This window comes from Photorhabdus sp. RW14-46 (assembly GCF_963887965.1).
Taxonomy (GTDB): Bacteria; Pseudomonadota; Gammaproteobacteria; order Enterobacterales; family Enterobacteriaceae; genus Photorhabdus; species Photorhabdus laumondii.
The window spans coordinates 26,528-50,838 of record NZ_CAWPHH010000014.1; the positions used below are offsets into that span (position 1 = coordinate 26,528).

Sequence of the window (24,311 nt, forward strand, 5' to 3'; positions counted from 1 at the left end):
ACATATTATTTTCACGTTAACGGGCTAAAAACTCATGACACTCTTTCCACCTTTATTAACATCAGGACAATATGAACAAGCCACAAACTACCAAAGGAGTACTGTATGCCTTCGGTGCCTGTTTTATCTGGGGAATCGCACCAATTTATTTTAAACATATCCAGCAAGTACCTGCTGACGAAATCCTGACCCATCGTATTATTTGGTCGTTTTTCTTTATGTTGCTACTGCTAACATTGACTCGTCACTGGTCACAGGTAGTCAAAGTTTTTCATCAACCTAAAAAAGTGCTATTACTGGCAGTGACGGCCACTGTCGTTGCCTGTAACTGGCTGATTTACATCTGGGCGGTAAATCACGGCCATATGCTGGAAGCCAGCCTGGGTTATTTCATTAGTCCACTGGTTAATGTTTTGTTTGGTATGCTGTTTTTGAGTGAGCGTTTCCGCCGCATGCAATGGGCGGCGGTTATTCTGGCCTTCACCGGCGTGTTAATCCAATTATGGCAATTTGGTTCTATACCGGTTATTGGATTAAGTTTGGCTGTTACTTTCGCCCTGTATGCCCTGCTGCGAAAGAAGATGAATGTTGATGCTCAAACAGGCATGACGATTGAAACACTGTGGTTACTGCCGGTTGCCGCCATTTACCTATTTGGTTTTGCCAACAGCCCAACCAGTGATTTAACTGCTAACCCAATGACACTGAATCTATGGCTGATTGCTGCGGGTATTATCACTACTGTACCATTGCTGTTATACACAGAAGCCGCTGCTCACCTGCGCCTATCCACACTAGGGTTCTTTCAGTATGTCGGCCCAACGCTGATGTTCCTGCTAGCAACTTTGGTTTATGGTGAACAAATAGGCATTGACCGTCTGATTACTTTCGGCTTTATCTGGGCTGCATTAGTGCTGTTTACATTGGATGCAGTGTATACACAGCGTAGATCGCAGAGATAGCAAAACAATGAAAATAACCATCAGATTAGCCGGTACAACCGAACAGCTCGCCCTTGAAGCTCTCCAATTACGTGCATCTCTTATGTGGGAAGAAGATAGGGAATTACTACTAGCAAATCCCCATATGATAGAACTGCCGATAGAATATATTACAGCAGGATATGTTTATATTGCGGAACAAGCTAATGTAATCTTGGGATTTTGTGTTGTATTACCGCTATCTGATGGAAATGCAGAACTTGATGGAATATTTATTGAACCGGGCTTTTGGCATCAAGGTATTGGCAAGCAATTGGTGCAAATCACATTGAATGATCTTCATATAAAAGGCAAAGTCTCATTACAGGTGCTAGCTAATCCGCAAGCAGAAGGGTTTTATATTGCCCTTGGCTTTAAACACTTGGGAAAAGAATATACTCAATTAGGAACAGCGATTCGTATGATTAAGTACATCCTGTAAAATAAGCTAATTCTATTTTATATATTAATGCCTTTCTCGTTACATCTACTTTATCTTTAATAATCAAACTTGGATTCACATAATAAGTGCAACATCGTTAATCTGGAAGTAAACATGTTCGTATTCCCTTAAATAATTCATTTGGTGTTTTCCCACCTCGTGTTTTTCGGGGGCGATTATTTGACCGATTTGACACAAAATTTATTTCCTGCTCAGAGATTTTATTAAAATCGGTTCCCTTTGGAAAGTATTGTCTAATTAACCCATTGATATTCTCGTTGATCCCTCTTTCCCAAGGCGAATAAGGGTGGGCAAAGTAAATTTGGGTTTCTAATGTTTCACTGATGATTTCATGAGCTGCGAACTCCAAGCCGTTATCGAATGTGATAGTCTTAACCTTTTGTTTTAACGGGTATAATACTTTCACTGCCGCTTTCGCGACTTCTGATGCCCGTTTACTATCAACTTTAACAATAATTGTATACAGCGTTTTGCGGTCTACTAGTGTTAATAATGCACTTTTTTTATCTTTCCCAATTATCGTATCCCCTTCCCAGTCGCCAATACGGGCTTTTTTATCAACGAGTTCCGGACGCTCATCAATACTGACCCGATTTTTAATTTTGCCTCTTCTTTCATAGCGACCATAGCGTTTGCGATAGGGTTTTCTGGCTATTCGCAGATGTTGCCATAAATCACCCCCCTCTATTTTATCTTGATAAATCAACCTATAAATCGTCTCATGATGCAACAATATCCCTTTATGTTGCTTCAGATAATCAGCCACCTGTTCAGGACTTAAGTCTTTCCAAATTAATCGTTTTATCCATTTTTTTACTTCCGGCGTTATTTTCACGGCTTTCTTTGCAAAATGACGACGAGCCAATCCCTTCAAATGAGCCTGTTCAGGGCAGTATATCTGGACTTCTTGATTTCTCTTCAATTCTCTGCTGATGGTCGACGGGCTTCGCTTAAGTGACTGAGCAATGAAAAGCTGTGAAAAACCGGCTTCTTTTAAACTGGAAATCGGGTATCTTTCTGTTTCGGTCAGTTGTGTATAGGCCATAGCGCATTCTCCTGTGGCGGGAAAGATGCCTACTATAGCAACTGACCACCCTTCTGAAAAATTGCGCTTATTAGTCGAATCCGCCATGCCAATTTATTATTAACTTTTAATATATTTACAGAAAATTAATATTTTTAATTATTAACCGTCATTCCGCACCTAATTCCTAATTTAAAATAAGTATTTCTCGACCAACTAGCCGGCTTTCATGGGACACACAGCTGCCTTTCTGTACTTCAAAATGAAATTTCACTATTTCTGTGCTAACTCACACTCTCTGCGGTGATATGGCTTTCTGATATTCCTTGGTAGATTGTCCTGTCAGGAGGAGATTGGGAACAATTTGTAGTACTGAATCACTGGCGCTTTATCTGGATAAACGAGGTACCACCGCCTAAAATGGAAGACGTGTCGATTCTTAACAATATTCTGGAGGATGAATACAGAAAGTTGTCACTAAAATGTATTCATACAAAACACTATGACCCAAGATCATAAACTACAAGTCGAAGCTATTAGATGCGGTACGGTGATTGACCATATCCCGGCTCAGGTCGGCTTCAAACTACTCTCTCTGTTTAAGCTAACTGAAACCGATCAACGCATTACCATCGGCCTGAATTTACCTTCCAATCGACTAGGTAAAAAAGATCTCATCAAAATCGAAAATACATTCCTGACAGAGCAGCAAGCTAACCAACTTGCTATGTATGCACCGAATGCTACGGTGAACTGTATTGAAAACTATGAAGTTGTGAAGAAACTTCCCATTAATTTGCCTAAGTGTATCGATAACGTATTAGTCTGCCCTAACAGCAACTGCATCAGCCACAATGAACCCGTAGAAAGCAGTTTTCGAGTCAAAGTGACAGTGGAAGATGTGGTGCTAACCTGCAAATACTGCGAGAAAGAATTTGACCGCAATGTGGTGATTCTCAACGATTGAACGATCTATACCCGTTATCTTTCAAGTTGCCTCTTTGTTGGCTGCACTCGCTCACCCCGGTCACATAGTTCGCTATGCTCCCGGGGACTCGCTCCCTTGCCGTCGCGATGCATCTTGAAATCCATTGGGTATATGTCAGTTGCTGAGGCAGAAGCGGGCACTATAATAGTACCCTTGATGAAATATTTATTCAGTTATCACATTAACAGGAGAACCTATGTCATACGAGATTAATACCAATAAAGCCCCAGCGGCAATTGGTCCATATGTTCAGGGGGTTGATCTAGGCAATATGGTCATCACTTCCGGCCAGATCCCAGTCAATCCAGAAACAGGTGATGTCGCAGAAGATATCGCCGCTCAAGCTCGTCAATCACTGGAAAATGTTAAAGCTATCGTTGAAAGAGCAGGCCTCACTGTAGGTGACATTGTTAAAACAACTGTCTTCGTTAAAGACCTGAATGACTTCGGTACCGTTAACGCAACTTATGAAGCATTCTTCAAAGAACACAATGCATCTTTCCCAGCCCGTTCTTGTGTTGAAGTAGCCCGTCTGCCAAAAGACGTTAAAATCGAAATCGAAGCTATCGCGATTCGTAAATAATCCCTGCCCTGTTTTCTACAACCCCTTGGTTAGTTACTGACCAAGGGGTTGTACTTTTCACTGAACCTTAAAATATTAAGTCTCCATTCTTTGTTTCAGATCAAATGAGATCGTGATTATCCCACTCAAAATTACTATATCTTGTGTTTAAATATAAAAATAAGACTATATATAGCAACATCTATCTTCAAACTGGATATCAAAACGAGAATAGTTTGCCCTTCGGATAACATTCTCAAGGAGTCATATTGTGAAAACTGTTGTGATAAAACGGGATGGTCGCCAGGTACCATTTGATGAAACACGTATCAGAGATGCCGTAAAACGGGCCACTTCTGCCGTTGGCATGACGGATGATGAGTATTGTATCCAAGTTGCATCCGCAGTAACGCAATCAATGGCTGACTACAGGCAAGTTGATGTACAAGATATTCAGAACGCAGTAGAACATCAATTGATAGCAAACAAGCATGATCACCTTGTCCACCGCTATATTCAATATCGTCACGATAGGGATACTGTCCGAGAATTACACAGCCGACTTAATCAAGAAATCCGTGGCTTAGTTGAACAGAGTAACGTTTCCCTACTCAATGAGAACGCCAATAAAGACAGCAAAGTGATTCCAACTCAACGGGATCTGCTGGCCGGGATTGTTGCTAAAAATTATGCCAAACAATATATTCTGCCGCGTAATGTGGTATTAGCCCACGAAAAAGGCGAAATCCACTATCATGATCTCGATTATTCCCCCTTTTTCCCAATGTTTAATTGTATGTTGATCGATCTGAAAGGTATGCTAACTCATGGGTTCAAAATGGGTAATGCTGAAATAGAACCACCAAAATCCATTTCAACCGCAACGGCGGTAACGGCTCAAATTATCGCTCAGGTTGCCAGCCATATTTATGGCGGTACCACCATCAATCGTATAGATGAAGCATTGGCCCCCTTCGTTAAAGCCAGCTATGAAAAACATTTGGCGATTGCCGAAGAGTGGGATATCACTGATAAAAAATCTTATGCCGAAGTACGAGCAGAAAAAGAGTGTTATGACGCTTTTCAATCACTGGAATATGAAGTTAATACACTGCATACCGCCAATGGGCAGACTCCTTTTGTCACTTTTGGCTTTGGTCTGGGTACATCAAAAGAATCCCGTCTAATCCAACAATCTATTCTGCGTAACCGCATTGCTGGTTTGGGTAAGAACCACAAAACAGCGGTGTTCCCCAAACTGGTATTTGCTATCCGTGATGGCCTGAATCACAAACTCGGTGATCCTAACTATGATATCAAGCAACTGGCTCTCAAATGTGCCAGTAAGCGCATGTACCCAGATATTCTTAACTATGATCAAGTGGTTAAGGTCACAGGCTCCTTTAAAACCCCAATGGGTTGTCGCAGTTTCCTCGGTGTTTATGAGGAAAAGGGGGAACAAATTCATGAAGGACGCAATAACTTAGGGGTTATCAGTTTGAACCTGCCTCGGATAGCTATCGAAGCCAAAGGAGATGAAAAACATTTCTGGCAATTACTAAACAAACGTCTGGCACTGGCAAAGCAAGCACTAATGACCCGTATTACCCGCTTGGAAAGTGTCAAAGCACGAGTTGCACCCATCCTTTATATGGAAGGTGCCTGCGGGGTTCGCTTGAAAGCCGATGATAATATCGCTGAAATCTTTAAGCATGGCCGGGCCTCTATCTCCCTAGGCTATATTGGTATTCATGAGACCATTAATGCATTGTATGGCAATCAAGTTCATCTATTTGATGATCAACAATTACGTGTAAAAGCACTCTCAATTGTTGATCATCTGCGAAAAGCCACTGATCAATGGAAAAAAGAGACAGGTTATGGTTTCAGTTTGTACAGCACACCAAGTGAAAATCTATGTGACCGTTTCTGCCGCCTTGACACCGCTGAGTTTGGCGTGATTGAAGGAGTGACAGACAAAGGTTATTACACCAACAGTTTCCATCTTGACGTTGAAAAGAAGGTCAATCCTTATGACAAATTGGATTTTGAAGCCCCTTATCCATCACTAACAAATGGTGGCTTTATCTGTTACGGCGAATATCCTAATCTGCAACATAATCTAAAAGCACTGGAAGATGTCTGGGATTACAGCTACTCACGTGTCCCTTATTACGGTACCAATACCCCCATCGACGAATGCTATGAATGTGGATTCACCGGTGAATTCTCCTGTACCAGTAAAGGGTTTACCTGCCCACGCTGTGGCAATCATGAACCTTCCAGAGTATCAGTCATCCGCCGCGTCTGTGGTTATCTGGGAAGCCCTGATGCCCGCCCATTCAATGCAGGTAAACAAGAAGAGGTGAAACGCAGAGTAAAGCATCTGACAAATGGGCAATTAGGCTAATTTAAGGCAGGCTGATAACGTGAATTACCACCAATACTACTCTGTTGATGTGGTCAACGGCCCCGGAACCCGCTGCACACTATTTGTCGCGGGGTGCGAACATCAATGCCCCGGTTGTTATAACAAAAGTACCTGGCGGGTGAACTCCGGCCAACCATTTACGCAGGAAATGGAAGACCGTGTAATTTTTGATTTACAGGACAAACGTATTAAACGACAAGGGCTATCTTTATCTGGCGGAGATCCCCTACATCCACACAACACATCCGCAATCCTGCAATTGGTAAAACGGGTTAAAGCAGAGTGCCCAGACAAGGACATTTGGCTTTGGACAGGTTATCGGCTAAAGGAACTTAGCGAAATTCAACAGGAAATTGTCAGCTATATTAATGTGCTAGTGGATGGCAAGTTTATACAAGAGCTTTATGAGCCCGGTTTACTATGGCGTGGTAGCTACAACCAGATTATTTATAGATTAAGATAATTTTATCGCTGCCAGCAGATTTTTTTACCAAATCCAAGCGTATTATCAGTCATCTTTATTTCATTGAGATTCAGTTGCCAAATAGGTGTTTTAACAGCAATTGCCACAGGAAAACGGCGGCAATAACGTGCTCTGGCCACTTTATCTTTTTCACCCTCAAGACGAATGACTTCTCCTTTGAACTGAATACCTTTTATCTGTGCAATATGACGAATCTGCCCGGCAATGGTACCTGCAATTTGTGGATTTACCTGCATCATTTCACCGTGGCGAGTATGAAGTTCAGTCATAAACCAAAAGGCTATTTCATCGGCATTGAAAACATAGAAACAATTTGCGCACCAAATATCATCACCGGTTGCTGTACAAAGCGTTAGGACATGCTGTCTTGCGAGGTATCTGTGGATAATCTGAAAGTTTTCAGTCGCGTTCACTCTCTCTCCAATAGCAGGATTGTATCTGCCTCGAAGCCCAGAACCACGCCGGGATAAACATCATCCTACGGCGTGTTCTGATATCTCCTGACAGGGACAGGGTTCAGTATGCTCTACTATAAATTAGTTATAGATCTCAGCAACACCTGATAATTGATTCTTACCGCTGGCAGAGATAATACGGAAAGAAGATGCGCCTGCTTTGTCAGCTTTTTTGGATAATTCGGCACTTAGGGTTTCCAAAGTATCAGCCCCCGTTACAGAAACTACACCAATTTTAGGGGAAGAAGAAGTTTGAACTTCTGTTGCCGCTATACTACCAAAAGAGATAGCACTTAAAGCTAAAGCAACAGCGATATATTTTACGTTTTTCATACTATGATCCTTGATCAATTTTTAGTGGAATGAGTTACTCTCTGTGATGTGGATCATAGTATGCTCTAAAGGCCGGAATAAAAATTAGCAATTATTGCTATTTTATTTCAATTTTTTTGAATAAATAATGCGACGTATAGCAAATTGATATGTAACAGGTTTTATAAAACTGTTATATTGTAATAACTTAAACTAAATTATTCAGAAAAATGATATAGAAAAACGTTCGAGTAAAATATAAATATCAAAAATAGAAAATTCAGAAAAAAATTATATGGCTGAAAATCAATGGGTTCTTTACTTACTGAAAACAAAATCAGGCATGCTTTATACCGGGATAACAACAAATATTCACCGCCGTTTTGCACAACATGAAAACGGGAAAGGAGCCAAATCACTGAGGGGGAAAGGGCCGTTACAGCTAGTTTTCAGTAGTTATGCCGGAGACCGCTCCAATGCCTCACAACTGGAATATCAAGTAAAACAATTAAGTAAACAGCAAAAAGAGAGGCTGGTTATTTGCCAGCCCGTCTGTATAGCAGAATATTTAGCATCAATTAGAAACGGTCAAAGTGTGAGGAGTAAGTAACCAACCCCTTATGGTCAGCCAAAGAACTATCAGCTAATTCATATACCTGAAAATAAGATTCACACGTTGACCACTGGCAATGCAACTGATGCTCACTGGCAAGCGTAAAACCAAACCGGCAATAGTAGTGTGGATCACCCAAAACAACGACGACGCCATAGCCAAATTCATTCAGGCTATCCAAACCTTCATACACCAGCTTTTCACCAATCCCCTGCCGACGATATTCTTCAGCAACCGCTAACGGTGCCAAACCAACCCATTGGTGATCTTCACCATTAATATCCACCGGACTAAAAGCCACATAACCGATTACCTGGCCTTCGTCATCTGTAGCAACCACACCTAACGTCAATAATCCATCTTCCCGCAATTGTTGGACCAATTCCGCTTCTGCCGGGGTATCAAAAGATTTCCGTAATAATTGATCTATTCCCGCTGCATCTACTGGAATTTCTACTCTGATCAACATGATAATTGCGCAAGATCGTGCTGATCCGCGCCCTCCGGCAAACTCGCTTTTATACATTCAGCCAATTGGAACAAACCCGCACAAAGAACAGCAAGCATGAACTTTAGCGCTAACGTATCTACCAAATTTTTAACACACAACCCTAATTCTGTACGAATAACCATTAGAATCAGATAATTGGCTTCGTCGCTGAAACTAACCTCTTCCTGCTTATACTGGTTGATAACTAAATGACTATCACGAACAGTAATAAACCAGTGCAGAGTAAGATTGTGGATTTTTCCTAACACAGCTCAGACTCCTTACTTGATAAAGTAACGTAGCTATTTAGCCAAAATATATCGGCATTCGCCCGATCCTACATCAAGAATCCAATACAGACCTAACTGTAAATTTTACCTTTTAATTATTAGGGTAATATCTGACTATAAACTGCGCTAAATCAAAACATCCCACCACTAATTCAATTACAATTACTAATCATTTATTACTTTATTCCGGTATTTTATATGGAGTAACTTTGCCCCACAAAAAATTTATTTACGTGACACAGTTGTCGTCGATAACGAAGAAGAACTTATCTATATCTGTCTGAAATATGATATTAAAGCCCATGATTCTTTAATCCAAATGGAAACAAAAGCATCTCATAAACATACAGTTATAGAAAAAAATGTAAACATAAGTTGCATGCTGAAATTAAAATTTACACATACTGATTATAGCCGATTGCAAATTTTTGGCTTAATGTATGGCATCAGTCCATATGTATTTCTTAAATTATTGAGAGAGATAATGCGAAAAAGTACGCATAGGATTTATTAAGATTTGCTTCTTTATTGATTATCCTTGGGCTGAATTGTCACAAATGTATATAGTTTAATCCTTATACAATAAATAGGAACAGTGTATGGAAAGCCAAGATATTTATTCAAAATTCATTGGTAAGAGGATAAAGCTATGGATGGATGAGCGTTTCCCGCTACAAAATGCGCCGCTTTTCTTTATCTTTTATATCATTAGCTATTCCGTAGCTTTTTATTCAATAGGGGAAAAGCCCATTTTGTCATGGGAGATCCTGCTCGGTTGCCTGATGTCCTTCTCCTATTTTTTACTATTACGGATATTCGATGAGCATAAAGATTACCAACTGGATTGTGAACATCATCCACAGCGAATTTTACAGCGCGGTATTATTACGCTGAAAAATCTACGGGTACTTGGTATCTGTTGTATCGCATTACAATTAGGTGGAAGTCTATTTCTAGATCGGGGAATTGGCTCAGTTACTTTTGCCTGGCTGTTGGTCTTTATCTGGACCTGTCTTATGGGGAAAGAATTCTTTATTGGTGAATGGCTAAATCAACACCTTACTTGGTATGCCATTTCCCATATGCTGGTAATGCCACTCATTATCTGGTGGTTAGGCAATATCGCCAGTCCTAACCTCACACTCAATTTCCCAATATGGGTTTTGATGGGATTGTGCTTTTTCTCTGGATTCAGTTTTGAAATTACACGCAAGTGTAAAGGCCCAGATGAAGAACGTCTTGAAATACCGACCTATTCATCTATTTTCGGCAGAAAAGGAGCTGTCGCTATTATCGCGGCATTGCTCACTGTAATGCTGATATTACAGATTTGGCTAATCCGTATCACCACTGATGGTATAGCGTTATGGGCGTTAATTACCTTGGTCGTTTGTTATGCATTGTGTCTATGGCAATTAGGCAAATTCCTCCATAACCCTACCATCCAAAATCGCAAACGCGATGAAGCTATCGTCGGAATATTCATGGTGCTAGGTTATTCAGTTTGCACTGCTAGCATCTTAATAAAGCTTGGGTTTGCTTAGGCATTAAAGGAAATACAGTTATGTTGCAAAAAAATCTCCAATCATATGTATGTGATGTTTCAGATAATACCACTGCACACACAGAAAACTGTGCGCGAAGTTCTATTCTAGAATTATCACACGATACATTTAGCCTTAAACACCAAGAAGCAACCCAAGTAGAATTACTGCCACGCCGCCACCTCTATACTTATACAGAGAAAGCCCGGCAAAAACGTCTGGATTATTTAGCAAAACATACCGGACATACATTGAAACATGTAGCAGATACCCATCTGGATGCAACGCAATTAACAAAAACCATTGAAGGGTTTATCGGTTCAATAGAAATCCCTGTGGGAATTGCTGGCCCTATCTTGATAAAGGGGCAATATGCTCAAGGGGTATATTATGCGCCACTTGCCACCACAGAAGGCGCTTTAATTGCGTCAATATCCCGTGGCTCCTCAGCCATTATGCAATCAGGGGGTACAACTGCGCGTGTACTTGGACAACGAATGATACGTGCCCCTCGTTTTGAATTTTGCAGCGTTTCGCACAGCATTATGTTCAGTGATTGGATCAACGAACATATCAGCGAACTACGGTATGAAATTGGGCGCCATTCTAAGCATGCACAATTGGTGGAAGTAAAGCCACAAATCATCGGGCGCAGCGTCCATCTGCAATTCATCTATAATACAGCCGCAGCGGCAGGTCAAAATATGACCACCATCTGCACCTGGTATGCATGTCAGTGGATCCAACAACAGTTAGCCAAAATGGCGTTTATACCACTGCGTCACTTTATAATCGATGGTAATACTTCGGGCGATAAAAAAGTCTCTTATCAATCTTTCATCGAAGGACGTGGAACACGTGTAGTAGCTGAAGTTTATCTAGAAGCTGAATCCTGTCAGCAAATATTACGGGTCACTCCACAGCAACTCGTCACGGCTTATCACCATGTCTGCGAGGGCGCTATCGCCTCAGGGATGGTCGGCATAAATATTAATGCCGCGAATGTTATCGCCGGGATGTTTACCGCCTTAGGGCAGGACATCGCCTGTGTACATGAATCTTCCGTCGCGCATTTACACATGACATTGACTGCCGATAACCGTGTCTATTGCAGTATCACACTGCCCTCTCTAATTGTCGGTACCATTGGTGGCGGAACCAATTTACCACACCAACGTGAATGCCTGAACATGTTGGGCTGCACTGATGAAAACGGCACCGCTCGTCTGGCCGAAATCATCGCTAGTTATTGCCTGGCTCTTGATATTTCAACACTGTCAGCGGTTGCTGCGGATGAATTTGCGCAATCACATGAAAAACTTGGCCGCTATCGCCCTGTCACCACTAACAATATCACTGCGCACACCCCACAAGAGCTTGATTTGCCCTTCTTCCAGCAAGCAAATTTTAACCCTGTGTTACAAGGGGCCCATTTAACGACAATCAAACCTAAATTTTCGGGTGATGATGGGTACAGCATGCTGACACATCTAAGTTCAAATTATGCGGAACGTTTAATTGGCTTATTTCCTTTTTCTATGACGACATCCGCACAGAACAATTTATCCGTGATGCTGAAATTGAAGCCTCTGGGAAGTGAGGTCGTGAATATGGTACTGGATATCGCTAAACACTGCTCTTCTGAGTTGTTTGCCGTTTTCCAGGATTTTGAACATCAGCTTGAATTTAACCAAAGCCATAGCCGTGAGCTGGCTATTATGAATCAGCAAGATCCACGGTTGATGCGCTATATTCCCGTTATCTATGGTGTGATTGAAAACGAAGCAACTGGAACTTATGCCCTGATTGAAGAATTGCTCCACGATATGGTGTTAATGAACAATATTAACCTGGAAACACCTTGGGAGCAGCACCACCTTGAAGCCGCCATCCGGGGAGTAGCCGATATTCACTCTATCTGGTTGGGACGGGAAGAAGAGCTCACGTGGAAATTCTCGCAACTGCAAATTCCGAATGCCGATACAGTTTCACAGATGAATCCCCTGTGGCAAAAACTGGGCAATTTTATCCACCAAACGTTTCCTGAGTTGTTCACTGCCGAACAACATGAAGATTTCCAGCACTGGGTAGATAATGCCGCCACTTGGTGGAAAGAGATCGAACAGATGCCCAGGACATTGATCCACGGTGATTTCAACCCACGCAATATTGCCTTCCGGCAACAGGAAACCGGCTTGCATTTATGTGCTTGGGATTGGGAATTGTCTACTTTGCATCTCCCCCAGCGCGACCTGGCAGAACTTCTGGCCTTTAGCTTAGACCCACAAAGTGATGCAGATAAGGTGGCTTATTATATTGAACTACACCGGGTTGAACTTGAGCAAAAATCGGGGCTCTCCCTCGATCCCATAATTTGGCGTCGTGGCTATGAATTAGCGCTGCATGATTTATGGATGAGAAGAATTCCGTTTTATATGATGGCACATAATGTTGTTGGCTACCCATTTATGGAGCGCACAATGAAAACGCTCCGCTGGCTTATTTCATTAACACGGAATTAATAATCAACCAAATAAACTATTTAATTGACTCTTCCTCTAAAATAAGGGTGCAGCAATAGCTTGTAATATATTCATATCTTATTGATCTATTCACGCCAAAAATATTACGTGCAAATAAGAGAATGATGTAAGCAAGATATACTATTGCTGCATTGGTGGAACAATATGAAATATCTCTACACGCAAGATAACGCTATTGAATTGGCGGAACATTCCTTAGGTGGAAAAGCGGCTAATTTATTATGGCTTACGCAAAACGGTTTTCCTGTACCTAATTATTGGGTCATCAGCAGCGAGGTGCTTAATAACCTACTCATCAACGATACGTTTGCAAGCAACATCATAGAGCAGTTGGCTACCGTACCACATGATATTAGCCAGGAAAAACTCGATGCTATTGCTGCGCCATTGCGTCAGTGGCTACAGTCGATTCCATTGCCTGCTAAATTAGAAGAAGAATTAGCTCTCTTGTCAGAGAATCACCCAGATGAATTTTTCGCTGTTCGCTCATCAGCCATTGGTGAAGATGCCGCCAATGCTTCTTTCGCCGGGCAGATGGACAGCTACCTATTTCAGCGGGGTAAATCAGCGCTTGCCAATAGCTTACGTGCCGTGATGGCCTCAGCTTTTAACACGCGTGCATTACAATATCGCCTACACAAACGGCTACCGATGGGCAATATCAGTAGTGCTGTCATCATTCAGAACATGGTTGCCGGTGAAGTTTCTGGTGTCATGTTTACTGCACACCCTGTTACGGGTAGCAGGCAACATTGCCTAATCTCATCCGCCTGGGGCACCGGAGAAGGTGTAGTTTCCGGCGAATGCGATACCGATGAATTTTCAGTTCATCTCACCTCACCTGAGATCGAACGTCATATCACACAAAAAGAGACAGCAACTGTTTTCAATACTACCAACGGCAGCGGTACAGTAACCATACCCGTCGCGAAAGAAAAACAGTCGGAACCGACCTTACTCGATAATAAAATCTATGCATTACGAGATATTGGCAAAGAAATTGCGGCAGCACGGGGGTGTCCACAAGATATCGAATGGACGATTCAAAACCACCAAATCTTTATTCTACAGACCCGGCCAATAACCCGATTGCCACGTCTGGATGATAAAAGCGAACATCATATTATTTTCGATAATTCCAATATTCAGGAATCTTATTGTGGAATAACAACACCACTGACTTTCTCTTTTGCCCGGGCAGGTTATGCCACCGTTTATGAACAGACAATACGTGCTTTAGGTTGCTCAGATAAACAAGTTAATCAGCATCGTTCCATGCTGGAAAATATGCTCGGCTTAGTTAAAGGTAGGATCTATTACAACATCAACAATTGGTACAAAGGACTACTATTACTTCCCTCTTTCCAAACCAATAAAAAAGATATGGAAAGAATGATGGGGCTGGAAGATCCGGTTGATTTTATTGAGGATAAAACACTTTCACTGGGCGATAAAATAAAGAAACTGCCAAAAATGGGGTGGGCACTCCTGCGCTTGCTATATGCCTTTAGGACTATGGATCAACGGGTAGAACTATTCTTAGAGCAGTTTAAATGGCATGCCGCCGCCATAAAACAATCAGAGTTGCATACTTGCAACAGTGGCCAACTGATCGAAAAATTAAAATATCTGGATGAACATCTGCTACGACGCTGGACGACGCCGATCCTGAACGACTTTTACGTGATGATGTTTAATGGCCGGGTACATCGAGGGCTGGTTGCTGCCGGTATTGAGAATTCATCTGCACTATTAGGCGATCTTCTCTCCGGAGATGAAGATATTGAAAGTACCCAACCGACCAAAGTGCTGTTAAAGATGTGCCAATATGCACGCCAGCACCCTGAGTTGTGCAACCTGTTGACCCTCGGTGATGCGCGTACCCTGCTGACCCAAGTACGCCCACTCGATGAATCATTCCACCAGCAGTGCATTGATTATATTAAAAAATATGGCGATCGCACGATGGGTGAATTGAAGCTGGAAACCATCACACTAAAACAAGATCCCAGTTTTTTATTTCTGATACTAAAAAACTACCTTGCTATCGATACCCTCACACCAGAGACGTTATCCAGCCGGGAAAGAAAGTTGCGTACTCAGGCTGAAAATACCGCATTTCAGCAAATACAGCAGCGACTTGGCTCCAAGCGGATGAACACCTTTAAAAAGAATTTGCAGAAATTACGCCAAGCGATACGTCACCGGGAAAATATGCGTTTTACCCGAACTCGTATGTTTGGGCTGTATCGAGATATCTTCCTACAACTTGGTCAGGCATATGCATTAGAAGGAATACTCGCTGAACCCCGCGATATTTTTTATCTCACGTTAGAGGAGATCTACAGCGGCTACGAAGGAACAGCAATACAGACCCAACTTGAGCCTTTAGTTGCTATGCGCAAGCAAGAATATGCCAACTACGAAACAGAGGATGAACCAGCTCATCACTTTTTCATTAGAGGCTCACTGTATCAACAGCAAGATTACAGTTATCCCTATCAGGAACAACAAGCCCCAACCGATAGCAGAATGCTACAGGGTATAGGTTGCTACCCAGGGCAAGTTGAAACAACTATCCGATTAATTAAAAACCCACAAGATGAAATGTCACTAGCAGGGCAGATCCTGTGTACCGTACGTACCGATCCCGGTTGGGCACCGTTATTCCCTACAGCAGGCGGATTACTCATTGAGCGCGGTTCCACACTTTCACATTCCGCCGTTGTTGCTCGTGAACTGGGGATCCCCGCCATTGTCGGCATTCCCGCCGTCACACAAATTTTAAAAGATGGCGATCGGGTACGCATGGATGGAGCAACTGGGACTGTTGTCCGCTTGCACGACACCACTGTAGAAGAGCTGACATCAAGGAGTGAACATGTCTAATATTTTCATGGGAGAATGGTCTCCGGCCAATCCACTACCTGAAGGTTTTCTTGACCTTCCACCCAGTATTTATCGCGATTGGCCGCTATGGCCTGGTGAAAACCGGGAAAAAGTACAACAGCAGTTTAGCCCGAAGAATTCTTGGTTTGATCACAGTAAAGCCTGGATTGGCTGCATTCCAGGGAAAGCCCGTCTTGTCGGCTTTTTAGTACCTCATAACGTTGATGACCAATCTGCCGCATTTTTCGGCTTTTGGGAAACTGATAATGACATAGCAAGCAACACCATGTTGTTTAGCGCTCTAGAACAATGGGCCAAGGAAAATGGTGCGTGCAATCTCTACGGGCCGATTAATTTTTCAACTTTCGGACACTACCGCGTTCGACTTGATCATTTTGATGTGCCTCCCTTTGAGCATGAGCCTTATAACCCTCCTTACTACCCCCTTTTGTTAAAAGAGTTAGGATTTGATATCCGTTATCGCTATACCTCAATATTCGACGATACCCAAGCAACAGAAGACAACTTTCAGCAGGCTCATCAACGTGCGCAAAGACTTCCTGAGGTTCAAGCGACATTATTGCCGCTAACGCCAGAATTATGGATGCAAGAACAGGTTAAACTCTATTCTTTTATCGACTCGGTGTTTGGTGAGAATTTCGCTTATGCCACGCCATCTTGGCCCGCATTTCAGCAGCATTGCGGTGAGGAGTTTATCAAACCTTTTTGCCATTACCCTGCGTCATTTCTGGCTAAAACTCCTAGTGGCGAAATTGCCGGGATAATTTTGAGTCTGTCAGTCCTGCAAAACGGTCAGCCCACCATTGGGTTGCTGAAAACCGTGGCAGTCGCACCGCAATACCGGGGCAGCCGGCTGTACAACATGCTGTACCACTCATTTGAACAGAGTGCCAGACGTATTCACCCTCGTCTAGGAGGGGCCATGATGCGTGAAGATAATACATCGCTCAAAACTGCCAAACGGCTTTTCAATACACCTGCTGCCACCAAGCATCAATATGCGCTTTATTACAGGAGGATCGCATGACAAATATTTGTCAGCCAATTGTCGATGCAGCCCAAAAATATCCTGAGCATTTAGCCCTGCAAGCGCCACATTCACGGGATCATAGTAGTGGTTTAAGCTTTCAGACGTTTTTTTCTCATGCCTCCCATTTCCAGCATCAGTTAACTCAAGCTGGGTTCGTCGCTGGCGATCGCTTGTTAGTGATTATCCAACCAGGCTTAGTACTTTATCCATTGCTTATTGCCATTCTGGGGCTAGGGCTAGTTCCCGTTATGCTTGAACGCGGGCTTGCCAAAAAGCAACTGAGGGAGATACTGCGCCACAGTCAATTATCGGCGGTGATCACTCAACCTACGTTAGGAAAATTCTGGTTTCTGCTCCCTGAACTCTGGCGACTGCGACGTTTTGTCATCGGGCAACGTATCTTGGGCATGAAAGTACTGGAAACACCCAATCAACATTTACCATTGAGTGGCTTTATCTGCCGGGATTTACCGCCGGATACAACTGGGTTAATTACCTTTACCTCGGGTTCTACCGGCACCCCCAAAGGCGCAAACCGCACTCATGACAGCTTACTAGCACAACTTTATGCCATAACAGCACTTTTTGCCGAGGGGAAGAATGAGATAGATCTACACAGTTTCCCCGTTATGGTGCTGCACTCATTATGCTGCGGCAACAGCAGTATTTTGCCTGATTTTGACTTTTCCCATCCCGCAACCGTCGATCCACAGCAGATCGTCAAGCAAGTGCAAGGCGAAGGTATTACATGCCTCAGCGGCGCTCCCGCCTATATGAGCAAAATCACCGGTTATGCTAAGAACAAAGGATTGTCATTCCCTAACGTGCGAACAGTCATCGTAGGTGGTGCGCCTGCCAATAAGGCTCTGCTTGAAAACTGCCTGACAGTCTTTCCACATGCTCGGCATTTAGTAGTCTATGGTTCCACCGAGGTTGAACCGATCAGTACCGTTGAAATGACGACTCAATTAAACCACTGGGCAACTCATGATGGTTATCTAGTCGGAAAACCCGTTACACAAGCAGAAATATGTATCCGGGAAATAACGGCTAACCCCCAACAAATTACTCCACTCGCCACCGGTAATGTCGGTGAAATCTTAGTTGCCGGGCCCCATGTGCTCAAAGACTATATTGATAACCCTCAAGCAACGAAAGAAAACAAACTCCCACGTAAACAAGGAGGTATTTGGCACTGTACCGGTGACGTCGGCTATCTGGACACGACAGGACAGCTCTGGCTACTTGGGCGGGTAAAAGACAAAGTGGTGTTAGATGATGGTCGTATCATCCATCCCTACGTACTGGAAAAAAGGATCAATGAACTGTCTGGGGTCACTCAAAGCGCATTCGTGTTACATCCTTTAGGCGGAGCCGCCCTGATACTGGAAAGCGCTACACTACCGACAGATTTACCCGCTATTTTAGACGAGCTGGATCTCACGCTGGTTACTCGTATTTATTGTGCTAATCCTATCCCTGTTGACATTCGCCACAACAGCAAAATAAACCGCATTGCGCTGATCAATATGCTTAGGAAAGGCCAATTGTCCTCCGTTCCATACAAGGAAAAATTATGAATAATAATCATTTCATCATTCATCTAAACAGAGCAGACTATATTACTATCATTGGGGCGGTATTTAGCGCTCTTGCCGTGGCTGCCGCGTTACAACATTGGCATTACTTAGCGATTGCATTTTTGTATCTTGCCATGCTTGGCGACGCACTTGATGGTATTCTAGCCAGAAATTTAAATATTGTCCGCCCGTTTGGCCGCTATCTTGATGGATTTATGGATCAACTTATTTACTTGATCTCTCCGGCCATTATCCTCTACCTTTCCGGTTATCAATCTTGGTATTCCCTGTTTATCATTTTAATGATCATTAGCGGCTGTCTGCGATTATCCGTATTTAATGAAGTTGGGAATATCCAGAATGAAAACCAGCTCTCCTATCTTGGTATGCCCGTATTCTGGAGCTTATTTATTATCAGTGGTTACGCTTTGGTAAGCTTGGTAGCCGAGCCGTGGTTAAGCCATCTCTTACTGACATTAGCGCTCCTTACATTCAGTATCGCCATGCTATGGGACCGCCCGTTTTATAAATTCAAGAGTCTCAATACTATTATCAGTACAACACTTGCAGGGTTCGTCTTATTTACTGGTCTTCATTTCTGGAGTCTTTATGCTCAATAGTTTTTATCACGGATGGATTTTAATGATCCCCGTCATCCTTGGTGGTTGTTTACATATGGTGATTGTGACGAAAAACTATTTTTCCCGCTGGGCTATTCCAATACATCAACGTTATTTTGGTCGCAACAAGACCTGGCGCGGTTTTATTGTTGTACCCATTATTACCGCGCTATTTTCGCTATTGTGGTTAGCTTTCAGCACCGGAACACAGGACACTGTTATTCCGCAGACTATTTCCTCCTGCTTATTTGCCGGTTTTCTGGCGGGCTTAGGCTATGTCCTTTTCGAATTACCAAACTCTTGGCTAAAAAGGAGACTCGGCGCACCACCGGGGCAACACCCGGAACAAAATAAGCGACTGTTTATTTTATTCGATCAACTTGATTCCGCTATTGGCGTCACAATAGCCTATTTTATTTATCTTAATCTGACTTACATCGATGCATTTTTCGTTTTCCTCTGTTTTTTAATCAGCGCCTTCGTTGTTAAAAATATATTGTTTTTATTTTCGCTGAAAAAAACGAGATTTTAAGCGAGGAAATCAGATAGAAATATTGCAGGAAAATGGCTTCCTTTAACGGAAGCCTCTTAGAACAAGTAGATCTTAAGTATCACCACCAACAGAACACACATTCTGTAGTATTACTTCGCAGTTAAAGATAACTCAACACCACATGCAGCAGCATAACGTTTAAGTGTGTGCCAACTAGCTTTCGTCACATTCTTCTCAATACGGGTAACCGCAGACGGATTAATTCCCATCCGTTTAGCTATATCTATTTTCTTTAGACCCGCCTTTTCCCGCCACTCAGTGAGTTGTTCCAGCAGCTCATATTCTTCTGTAGCCTCAACATAGGCTTGTATAGCTTCCGGTGTATTAAGAAGTCGCTTTCTCACTTCTGAATGTGAGATAGGAGTTACTTTAGCCATATGTCATATCCTCCAATCGTTTCAGTGCTAACTCTATTTCAGATGGTGGTGTTTTATCTGTTTTCTTCACAAAGCATCGTAAAATGTAAACCTGCTTCCCTTTCTGAAAAACAAATAATGTTCTTGCAATGTCTGAACCTGAAGCCCGTAACTCAAATAAACTATCCCGAACGAGTCTTGTCAATGGATAACGTAGTCCATTACCACGTTGCTCTAACTGATCCAGTAATCTTGCCATCTTACCCCGAAGTACGCCAGGTAAGTTCTCTACTTCCTCAGCAGCTTCAGGATGATACAAAAGTTCAAACATCTTTCGATCTCCCTCAATTGAGTTAAAATTTAACCTATACGTGAAATTCATGCAAACGATAAATTAATTTATAGGGCAAAAGATCAGATTTTCGTACAGAAATCAGCTAAGAATACCGAAGCAATCCGTTTTACCAACAATGACTTTGGTATATCACGGATAGTATTTCCATAAGTATTTTCCATCTCATATCGGTGAAATTGACCGTTCCTGACAACACACCAAAACTATTATTGGTTCTGTTATATGATTCTGAAAAAACAATACATAGAGAGATATTTAATGGTAAGTACTAGTTATTAATGCGATTACCATGACTTTATCTACCCAACTGAATTACATAGATAAAAAATTATAATGAGTATAAAAATAGAACATATATGCACCACTCTATCTGGCCATTTTTCTATCGCACTAGAATAAATCACGAATTAGGAAACATAAATCATCACTTAAACACCCTACGCAAATAATAGGTTATTTTCCTGAATTCACCATTACGCACCATACCTATCAAAATTCCTAGCAGAGTATAAATCACACCAAGAACCAGCATCATAGCGATATCTCCCAATACATTCTGTACTGGCAATCCCATCTGGTTAACACCGGCAATCGCTTTCGTTGCCCAAGTCGATGGTAAAGCAGAAGAGATTATTCTCACCCAATCAGGCATTGCCTGTATCGGCCAGACTGTGCCGGAAATATAGAACACAGGCGTGGTAAGCAAGGCGATCGTTAAATAGATCATTTCTACACTGCGCATACATTCCGTTACCAATTTCCCTAATCCGAGTACTGCCAACATAAATAGGAACGTCAGCATTAATAACAACGGAATAGACGCCTCCTGCCGGTATCCCAATACCCACGGCCAAAGTACAAAAAAGATGATGGAGAGAAAAAGCCAAATCGGTAATAACGCAGACAACGCTCCCAAATAGACAGGTAATGGGGGTTTACCTTTCGGTGTACCACGTATTGTAATACTGACCCGTACACAAGATATCAATAACGAGTGTTGTAATAACATCACCAACAAACCGGGAAAAACAATTGCGGCAAAACTGACACCAGGGTTAAATAATCCAATAGTTTCACTACGAATCGGCATTAATAATAATTTTGTCTGTTCAGGACTAAAACCATATTTCAATAATAATTTGCTGTTATATTCGCTCAATAATTGCCGGTGAGCAGAAGTCAATTCTTGTTGAATTTGTCCATTAGCAAGACGGCTGGTTGCATCGCCATAAATCGGCAAGGTGATATTTTTTCCATTAAGGATATTTTTCTCCAAGTCCGCAGGGATAATAATAATCGCAAAGATTTCACGTAGCAGTAGATCGTGACGAGCATCAGCCAAATTGTCATAGCTATGGACAGCAATTTTAGCCTTAGAATTAAGCTGGCGTATCAAAGCGCGACTAGCAGAGCTGTGATCCTGGTCGATCACAGCAACCGGTAGATCCCATACTGTTGGCCGGACATATACCAAACTCATCATACACAAGGAAACCAGCATCAACATCCACATGGGCTTTTCCAACATTCCCATTAATACCCGGCGAAAAGTTTTCCAATACATCTGCATTATTCATTACCCTGTGGCAAGCCAAGCCGTTTAAATAACCGGTTTCGTACTAACAGAAAGCAAACGACTGGATAAATAAGTAATAAAGCACAAACAGATAAAATACCCAGTAAAGAAACCTCACGCAAAAAAATATCAAACATCGCATTTAAAGCATGTGTTAAAGGCTCAATATTGGCAATTATCCGCGCTGGCAATATCATTGATAATTCTGGCACCGACATACCTGAAAAAGTCGTCGCAATACTGACTAGCACTCCGATTAAACTGTAAGCCGTCAGTGCACTATTAGTGAAAGTAAACAGCAACAGGCCAATACTTTGAGCGGCAATGACGTAGAAGAAACCCACTATCACCATATATATTGGGTTACCATTCACTTTTGCATCAAATACACCAATCAGAGCAGCCAATTCGACAATCAACAACAGAGTAAAAAACAGGGTATAAGGTGCCAATTTTCCCAACAGAGCGAAAGTAAACGGTTTCATTGTCATCAGTGTCTTGCTGCGTGCCATGCTATAAATCGTGCAGGTTACAACAAAAAGCTGTAACAAATGGATTGTGGCCGCAAACTGCTGATAATAGATATAACTACCGCTGGCATTAAAAAGGCTGTCATAAACGAGCGTAACATTGGCTAATGGAGGTAACTGATGACCCATTTCTGTCGCCAATATAGAACGGTACTTCGCATTAATCTCTGCCATTAATCCACTGAGATCTTGAATAGAATAACTTCCGGCACCATAAAATAACGCGTTGTAATACATACGCACGGTTGGCTGGTCTCCTTTGAGTGCATTAGCTTCAAAATCATGCGGGATATAAAGTAAGGAGTAATCCTTAGCACTGCCAAGCCGTTCAAGAGATTCCTGCAATCCGCCATCATAAGATTTAATCTGCGCATGAGAAGCCGCGTCCAAGTTACGTATTAGATGACGTGACAGCGGGCTCTGATCATTATCAACCACCGATACTGGCAGATTGAGTAATGTCCCTTCTGAAAAATTAGCGCTGATCAGCACAAATAGCATCAAAGGAAATAACCAACCTAACCAGTGAAAAACCGGACTACGAATCACAGCCCGGATTTCTTGGCTAAAAGCGCGTTCGAAACCACGCCATGCAACCTTGCTCCGCATCAGTCACCTACTCATCCCAACGCCACAAGGCACTCATACCAGGACGTAAACCTTCAATAGCCTGTAAAGGATACAAGCGCACTTCAAAGGTTCTTAAATCGAAATCACCGGTGGCACGAGTTGCACGTTTAGTCGCATAATTACCCATCGGAGAGATATAACGAATTTCGGCTTCGATCTCTTTGTCACCTAGCGCAGGAAGACGAAGTTTGACTTTATCCCCTTTTTGCACCTTTGCCAGAATGTCTTCCCGCAGGTTATAAATAAAATAAGCTTCTGGTACACGGATTAATGTCACCAAAGGACTATTAGCATTAAATAACTCACCAACTTCTGCCGGAATCGGCCCAACTTCCCCCGCGACAGGTGCTTTGACCTGCAAATCATGACTCTGAGTTTGTAACTCAATCAGTTGCTGTTCAGCCTGACGCAAAGCTGCTGCATATTTCTGGCGCAGCTCAATCCTGTCACCATGCATACCTTCATCCAATGCCGCTTTTGCACTCTGCATTTTCTGATAGGCAACATCCCTACTTCTATGGGCATTATCTAGATCGTTGCGTGAAACATAACCTTTAGATGCTACGCTCTGAATACGATCATATTCACGTACCGCATTATCATATTCGGCCTGAGCTTGTGCCAAACCCGCTTCCAGATTCCGAATACTTTCTTCTCGTGTTCCATGCAGAGATTGCTCCAACTGCGCTTTGGCTTGATCACGAGCAGCTTCTAGTGAAGCAACCTGGGCCAGCAATTCCGGGCTTTCGAGTGTAATCAGCAACTGTCCTGCCTTAACATCATCTCCCCGTTCAACATGACGTTTGATCACTCGTCCCTTAGCTTTAGATGCCACAATCACTTCCGGTGCATCAACTTCACCTTGCAACAACAAATATTGGTTATGGGAACGAAATAACACAGCCATTGCTGTAAGCAAAATCACCAGTAAAATCGTAAAAAGTGTTCTTTTTTTCATGATGTCTTACACATCCAAAATTACCCGACCCGAA

The 24,311-nt window shown here is 42.5% G+C and carries 24 protein-coding genes; 14 read left to right on the forward strand and 10 right to left on the reverse strand.

Going from position 1 to position 24,311, the window contains the following annotated elements:
* Positions 1-71: 71 nt before the first annotated feature.
* The gene (gene rarD / locus AACQ38_RS13125) at positions 72-962 is read left to right on the forward strand and encodes an EamA family transporter RarD (protein ID WP_011148703.1); all 891 of its coding nucleotides are present in this window, start codon (positions 72-74) and stop codon (positions 960-962) included.
* Positions 963-969: 7 nt separating this feature from the next.
* The gene (locus AACQ38_RS13130; RefSeq protein WP_165578313.1) at positions 970-1,422 is read left to right on the forward strand and encodes a GNAT family N-acetyltransferase; all 453 of its coding nucleotides are present in this window, start codon (positions 970-972) and stop codon (positions 1,420-1,422) included.
* Between the two features lie 97 nt (positions 1,423-1,519).
* Here AACQ38_RS13130 and AACQ38_RS13135 read toward each other — a convergent pair whose 3' ends face one another.
* Entirely contained in the window at positions 1,520-2,488 is a 969-nt protein-coding gene (locus tag AACQ38_RS13135; protein ID WP_165578314.1) for an IS30 family transposase, read from the reverse strand.
* A gap of 481 nt (positions 2,489-2,969) precedes the next feature.
* On the opposite strand from AACQ38_RS13135, the gene pyrI reads away from it, so the two are divergent.
* From pyrI to nrdG, 4 genes are all read left to right on the forward strand, one after another.
* Positions 2,970-3,434, forward strand: a complete 465-nt coding sequence (pyrI, locus tag AACQ38_RS13140) for an aspartate carbamoyltransferase regulatory subunit (protein ID WP_011148577.1) — start codon at positions 2,970-2,972, stop codon at positions 3,432-3,434.
* Positions 3,435-3,651: 217 nt separating this feature from the next.
* Entirely contained in the window at positions 3,652-4,038 is a 387-nt protein-coding gene (gene ridA / locus AACQ38_RS13145) for a 2-iminobutanoate/2-iminopropanoate deaminase (protein WP_011148578.1), read from the forward strand.
* Between the two features lie 250 nt (positions 4,039-4,288).
* Entirely contained in the window at positions 4,289-6,427 is a 2,139-nt protein-coding gene (nrdD, locus tag AACQ38_RS13150) for an anaerobic ribonucleoside-triphosphate reductase (RefSeq protein WP_165578315.1), read from the forward strand.
* A gap of 19 nt (positions 6,428-6,446) precedes the next feature.
* A complete protein-coding gene (nrdG, locus tag AACQ38_RS13155) occupies positions 6,447-6,911 on the forward strand; it encodes an anaerobic ribonucleoside-triphosphate reductase-activating protein (RefSeq protein WP_113024720.1) in 465 nt (154 codons plus the stop codon).
* 2 nt (positions 6,912-6,913) lie between these two features.
* Here nrdG and AACQ38_RS13160 read toward each other — a convergent pair whose 3' ends face one another.
* Together AACQ38_RS13160 and bhsA are read right to left on the reverse strand one after the other, a co-directional pair.
* Positions 6,914-7,345 carry a YhbP family protein gene (locus tag AACQ38_RS13160; RefSeq protein WP_165578316.1) on the reverse strand — a complete coding sequence of 144 codons (432 nt, stop codon included), beginning with the start codon at positions 7,343-7,345 and terminating at the stop codon, positions 6,914-6,916.
* Positions 7,346-7,468: 123 nt separating this feature from the next.
* Positions 7,469-7,720 (reverse strand): multiple stress resistance protein BhsA, encoded by a 252-nt coding sequence (bhsA, locus tag AACQ38_RS13165; protein ID WP_011148582.1) that lies wholly within the window; start codon positions 7,718-7,720, stop codon positions 7,469-7,471.
* A gap of 274 nt (positions 7,721-7,994) precedes the next feature.
* Between bhsA and AACQ38_RS13170 the strand changes: the two genes are divergently transcribed.
* Positions 7,995-8,309 (forward strand): GIY-YIG nuclease family protein, encoded by a 315-nt coding sequence (locus tag AACQ38_RS13170; protein ID WP_011148583.1) that lies wholly within the window; start codon positions 7,995-7,997, stop codon positions 8,307-8,309.
* On the opposite strand, the gene AACQ38_RS13175 is transcribed toward AACQ38_RS13170, so the two are convergent.
* A complete protein-coding gene (locus AACQ38_RS13175; RefSeq protein ID WP_011148584.1) occupies positions 8,278-8,781 on the reverse strand; it encodes a GNAT family N-acetyltransferase in 504 nt (167 codons plus the stop codon). The genes AACQ38_RS13170 and AACQ38_RS13175 overlap by 32 nt on opposite strands.
* Positions 8,775-9,071 (reverse strand): hypothetical protein, encoded by a 297-nt coding sequence (locus tag AACQ38_RS13180; RefSeq protein ID WP_058589573.1) that lies wholly within the window; start codon positions 9,069-9,071, stop codon positions 8,775-8,777. Before AACQ38_RS13180 ends, AACQ38_RS13175 begins: the two co-directional genes overlap by 7 nt.
* Before the next feature lie 620 nt (positions 9,072-9,691).
* On the opposite strand from AACQ38_RS13180, the gene AACQ38_RS13185 reads away from it, so the two are divergent.
* The 7 genes from AACQ38_RS13185 (at position 9,692) to AACQ38_RS13215 (ending at position 19,851) form a co-directional block, all read left to right on the forward strand.
* Complete coding sequence (locus AACQ38_RS13185) at positions 9,692-10,636, forward strand: prenyltransferase (RefSeq protein ID WP_109791889.1); 945 nt, start codon at positions 9,692-9,694, stop codon at positions 10,634-10,636.
* Between the two features lie 20 nt (positions 10,637-10,656).
* The gene (locus tag AACQ38_RS13190) at positions 10,657-13,158 is read left to right on the forward strand and encodes a phosphotransferase (RefSeq protein WP_011148587.1); all 2,502 of its coding nucleotides are present in this window, start codon (positions 10,657-10,659) and stop codon (positions 13,156-13,158) included.
* Between the two features lie 165 nt (positions 13,159-13,323).
* The gene (locus AACQ38_RS13195) at positions 13,324-16,068 is read left to right on the forward strand and encodes a phosphoenolpyruvate synthase (RefSeq protein ID WP_242685589.1); all 2,745 of its coding nucleotides are present in this window, start codon (positions 13,324-13,326) and stop codon (positions 16,066-16,068) included.
* Positions 16,061-17,116: a hypothetical protein gene (locus tag AACQ38_RS13200; protein ID WP_165578318.1), complete on the forward strand. Its 1,056-nt coding sequence runs from the start codon at positions 16,061-16,063 to the stop codon at positions 17,114-17,116. Before AACQ38_RS13195 ends, AACQ38_RS13200 begins: the two co-directional genes overlap by 8 nt.
* A complete protein-coding gene (locus AACQ38_RS13205; RefSeq protein WP_165578319.1) occupies positions 17,113-18,699 on the forward strand; it encodes a fatty acid CoA ligase family protein in 1,587 nt (528 codons plus the stop codon). The genes AACQ38_RS13200 and AACQ38_RS13205 overlap by 4 nt, the downstream gene beginning before the upstream one ends.
* Entirely contained in the window at positions 18,696-19,319 is a 624-nt protein-coding gene (locus tag AACQ38_RS13210) for a CDP-alcohol phosphatidyltransferase family protein (RefSeq protein ID WP_165578320.1), read from the forward strand. The genes AACQ38_RS13205 and AACQ38_RS13210 overlap by 4 nt, the downstream gene beginning before the upstream one ends.
* Positions 19,309-19,851 carry a CDP-archaeol synthase gene (locus tag AACQ38_RS13215; RefSeq protein WP_165578321.1) on the forward strand — a complete coding sequence of 181 codons (543 nt, stop codon included), beginning with the start codon at positions 19,309-19,311 and terminating at the stop codon, positions 19,849-19,851. Before AACQ38_RS13210 ends, AACQ38_RS13215 begins: the two co-directional genes overlap by 11 nt.
* 110 nt (positions 19,852-19,961) lie before the next feature.
* Here the strand turns inward: AACQ38_RS13215 and AACQ38_RS13220 are convergent, their stop codons facing one another.
* From AACQ38_RS13220 to AACQ38_RS13240, 5 genes are all read right to left on the reverse strand, one after another.
* The gene (locus tag AACQ38_RS13220) at positions 19,962-20,249 is read right to left on the reverse strand and encodes a helix-turn-helix domain-containing protein (RefSeq protein WP_011148593.1); all 288 of its coding nucleotides are present in this window, start codon (positions 20,247-20,249) and stop codon (positions 19,962-19,964) included.
* Positions 20,242-20,559: a type II toxin-antitoxin system RelE/ParE family toxin gene (locus tag AACQ38_RS13225; RefSeq protein ID WP_113024729.1), complete on the reverse strand. Its 318-nt coding sequence runs from the start codon at positions 20,557-20,559 to the stop codon at positions 20,242-20,244. Before AACQ38_RS13225 ends, AACQ38_RS13220 begins: the two co-directional genes overlap by 8 nt.
* A 448-nt stretch (positions 20,560-21,007) precedes the next feature.
* Entirely contained in the window at positions 21,008-22,153 is a 1,146-nt protein-coding gene (locus AACQ38_RS13230) for an ABC transporter permease (RefSeq protein WP_165578322.1), read from the reverse strand.
* Entirely contained in the window at positions 22,153-23,298 is a 1,146-nt protein-coding gene (locus tag AACQ38_RS13235; RefSeq protein WP_011148595.1) for an ABC transporter permease, read from the reverse strand. The genes AACQ38_RS13230 and AACQ38_RS13235 overlap by 1 nt, the downstream gene beginning before the upstream one ends.
* 7 nt (positions 23,299-23,305) lie before the next feature.
* On the reverse strand, positions 23,306-24,277 hold the full coding sequence (locus AACQ38_RS13240) for an HlyD family secretion protein (RefSeq protein WP_011148596.1): 972 nt from the start codon (positions 24,275-24,277) through the stop codon (positions 23,306-23,308).
* Positions 24,278-24,311 lie beyond the last annotated feature (34 nt).